2 protein-coding genes and 1 pseudogene are annotated in these 3,852 nt (G+C 42.3%); 2 read left to right on the top strand and 1 reads right to left on the bottom strand.

Annotated elements, in window-relative coordinates:
* Positions 1-182: 182 nt before the first annotated feature.
* A pseudogene (locus CWE08_RS11905) lies at positions 183-1,398 on the bottom strand (IS3 family transposase).
* Positions 1,399-1,479: 81 nt separating this feature from the next.
* Here CWE08_RS11905 and CWE08_RS12485 point away from each other — a divergent pair.
* On the top strand, positions 1,480-1,734 hold the full coding sequence (locus CWE08_RS12485) for a retron Ec48 family effector membrane protein (RefSeq protein ID WP_198677175.1): 255 nt from the start codon (positions 1,480-1,482) through the stop codon (positions 1,732-1,734).
* Positions 1,735-1,819: 85 nt separating this feature from the next.
* The gene (locus CWE08_RS11900; RefSeq protein ID WP_338024021.1) at positions 1,820-3,547 is read left to right on the top strand and encodes a P-loop NTPase fold protein; all 1,728 of its coding nucleotides are present in this window, start codon (positions 1,820-1,822) and stop codon (positions 3,545-3,547) included.
* The last annotated feature ends 305 nt before the right edge of the window (positions 3,548-3,852 follow it).

Here is a 3,852-nt window from a genome sequence, read left to right as displayed (position 1 = left end):
CCACGCCACCCGAGCGCTTCGCCAGCGAAGAAGAAAATATCATCGCCACTGCGCCACTGCACAGCGCCGGCTGGCTGTGGCTCGAATCCGAACTCATCGGAGCCCTCATAAGCTGATTCATATTCAACACCCAACCCAAGCCCGAAGCTCCAACTGTAGTTGCCCCCGCTAAAACGGACAGTTTAACTTGCCACTTTAAGAGCTCGATACTCTCTCGGTGACATCATTTTCAATCCGCTGTGCGGATGGTAATTATTGTAGTCTTCGAACCACTCAGCGAGCTTGGCTAATACAGTCGCTGCATCCGGGCGGTCATTCAGATACACATAATCTCGCTTAAAAGTCTTCACAAACGCCTCAGCCATACCATTACTTTGCGGGCTACGAACCGGTGTCGTGCAGACTTTAAAGCCTAATGAACTGGCGAATCGCCGCGTTTCTTCGGCGATATAGCAGCTGCCGTTATCTGTTAGCCATTCGACCGTGTGCGGCAGCTCTCGTACATCACCGAAGCGCTGCTCAATGCTTTCAACGAGTACGTCCTGAACCATATCGGCACGGATACCCGTCGTTGTCGCAACATAGCTCATAATCTCACGGTCACAGCAGTCCAGGCTAAATACAACGCGCACTTTTTCTTTGTTCCAGCATGTAATTTCAAAGCCATCTGAGCACCAACGGGTGTTCGGGTGTAGCGTAATCACTTGACCGTCATGGGCGCGGTGTTCGCCTACACGGCCGGTGTATTTGCGCAGCAACAAGTTGTTTTGCCGCATCACGCGATACACCCGCTTCGGATTCACCCGAGCAATAGCGTGCTGCTCAGTTTTCAATTGTCGGTTTAGATGCGCAGTAATACGTCGATACCCATTGCTACCACGTTCGCTGCAGATATCCTCAATCAACAGCAATAAAGTGGCGTCATCAGCTTTACTGTAACGCGCAGAGCGACCTTTTTGACGCCCATTCAGACGCTCATGTAAGTTGGAGCGCGACACGCCAAGAATATCGGCTACTCGGAGGATAGGGAACCGTCCGGTGGCAGCAATGGCATGCGCGATATCAACTTTTTTGAGTGGGCTATCTCCAGCGCCTCTTTTAGGATTTCCGTTTCCATAGTTTTACGACCAAGCAACTGCTCGAGCTGCTTAACCTTTTTCTGAAGCGCTTTATGGTCTGCAGCGCTGACGACGTCATCACCAGATTGAATTGCAGACATACCACCATCTTGCATGAGCTTTTTCCACTTAAACAATAAACTCGGGGTTATACCATTCTGCCTGGCTACCAATGATACCGAATACCCGGTTGCATGGTCATGGCAACAAATTTAGCTTTCTCTTGCGGAGTATAACGACGGCGACGTTGTTCGTCAGTAAAAATTTCAATGCGCTCCATAGACACTCCTTAAAGATAGGTCTAAGCCTATCGCTTAACTAATGAGTGTCCGTTTTAAATGGGGGCTAATACAACTACCAAATAATAATTAAAGAGATAGACTCAATTATTGGAACGTCAAATGAAATAATTAACAGCTCTCAAAAGCCAGATTTTAGCTATAAAAAGCACCAATTTAAAATGATCGGTGTATTGAAAAAAGTCGGATTAAGCTTGGCGGTTCTAGACAGAAACGATTACTATCAAACCGAAGAGCAGGTTTTGAGGCTACTTCATACAGTTAACGTAGAGTTCTGTGGGATTGAGAAATCCATAAGAGAAAGAAAATATATTTGATGTTTCTTACTGGTGCGGAATTCAGTGTGTGATAATTCCTGACGCACTTCAGAGGAGTAACCTTTTGACTTCCGGCGAAACCAAAATGAATGACATCTCGAAGCATATCAGGCACCTCTTGAGCGATTCATCGTTTCCTCCTTTAGTGATGCTTGATGGTGATTGGGGTGAGGGGAAGACTTACTTTACTAAAAATACGTTAATTCCAGAACTGACTGCGGTTGGTGAAAGCTGTGTATTGTTCTCTCTTACTGGGTTAGCAAGTATAAATGACTTCAAAAATAGACTCTTATCTGCAACCTACATAAAAAAGCAAGTTGATGCCGAATCCGGAAAATCGATGTCGACACTATTTGCGTCACTCGCGTCTCAATTTGGTGGAGAGAAAGGAGGAGCGATTGCATCAATGCTTAGTGGGGCATCGGGCTTAGTAAAAGAAGTAATGTTATCAAAGCTGAGCGATAAGATTATTATTATTGATGACCTTGATAGAGTGAAAGGCAAAAGGCTATGCGATCTGATTATAGGTGAATGTTTACAGCTGTCAGATAATAGCAATCTTAAGTTTATATTTATTGTAAACGATAAAAAAGTTAGTGGTGACTTAGCGTTAAAGGAGAAGGTTTTCTCTGGTTGCATTAAGCTTAATAAAAGTTTGCAAGAGTCAGTCGAAATAGGTTTCTCCGGCTACAATTGGTTTGAAGAGTATCGCGAGAAAATAGTTAAAGCGGTTGAGCAACAGAACCTTAAAAACCTGAGGATTTTGAAGCGTACTTCTAAGAAACTAGATGAAATATTTAGAGTGCTGAAATTAGATAAATCATTAGATTTAGAACGCAGCATGTCGCAAATGATAATAGCGGCAACTCTTGTAACCTTCTACCACTACGAAAAGGGACTTAGTGAATCCGATATCTGGGAAAGGTCGGAATACTCTAACTTCTTGCCGGGGGAGAGGGATGAGAAGTATGAGTATGGTGATCTAGTTGAGATAAGATCCTTTCTGACAAAGGAGTTAATTAGCTATTTGGTCGGAGGGAGTAACTGGCATATCTCCATAAGTGACTTTGGTAGATTACCCCAAAAGGGCTGTCCAATTGATGCTTTCATTTTTTCACCTCACTTCCATCACGATGATGAATCATTTGAGCGCAACGTAGATATTCTTCAAGCGTTTGTTTTCGAAGATACTGATGTGTCATTTTCGAAGTGGTTTGAAGCTGCTTACTTTTATCATTTTCTACAGTCGAATCAATTTTTTACTGATGAACGGCCCATCCTTTCGGAAATCTTTGATGATTTGTATGAAAGAAAGAATTTTGATTACTCAGACTTAGATGGCCGAGCGAATCGACTGAGAATCGATCCAAAGGTTAGTTTTATCTTCGAAAAACACATGAAAGCTTGCGATGCTTATAAGGAAAGGCGGGATAGCGAAAGTCAGATTGACACTTTTGAGCAAATGAGGAAGAGCTGGCAGGATGTTGATATTAAAATTTATAAAAGCCATCAAATAAGAACGTTTTTTAATCAGTTCTCCGTTGAGCAACTTATGGAGTGTATTGATGGATGGAAAACTAACGATATATTGCTATTTAGCGATTTTATCAGCGAAAGGTATAAATCCATAAATATAAGAACATACCTTTCAGATGAGCTTCAGATAACAAGCGAATTGCTTGTCAAAGTTCAAGCTCGCTTTGAAGAGGAGCCAGCAGGAAGAAAAAAAGGTGCTCTCGGGTTTTTGAGACATAATCTTTCGTCAGCGGTAAAAGCGCTTTCTCCTGATGATGAAAGAAACTTGAAGCAGTGATAATGCCTGCTAAATACTATAAACGACTTATTTCATAGGAATAGTTTCTGTGTATAACATTCAACAAAAAGAGCTCCCTTTGTGAAAAGAGAGCTCTTTTTTATGCCCAAGATAATCAGCCAAATCGCGAAATTATCCGCTTAGGTTAGCTTCTGGGCATTACCATTTTTGCTTGTTTTGTAAACATCCCTTAAAATAGTACCAGTGATTTTTTAGTGTGTCTGTGGATAATAGTCTTAACCACGGAGACAAGATAATGCGTAAATCACGTTTTACTGAAACACAGATCCTTAAAGTTTTGAAAG

The sequence above is a fragment of the Aliidiomarina iranensis genome (genome assembly GCF_003987135.1).
Lineage (GTDB): Bacteria > Pseudomonadota > Gammaproteobacteria > Enterobacterales > Alteromonadaceae > Aliidiomarina > Aliidiomarina iranensis.
Note: the sequence above shows the minus strand (reverse complement) of the source record. Positions and strands in the feature narration are given on the sequence as shown.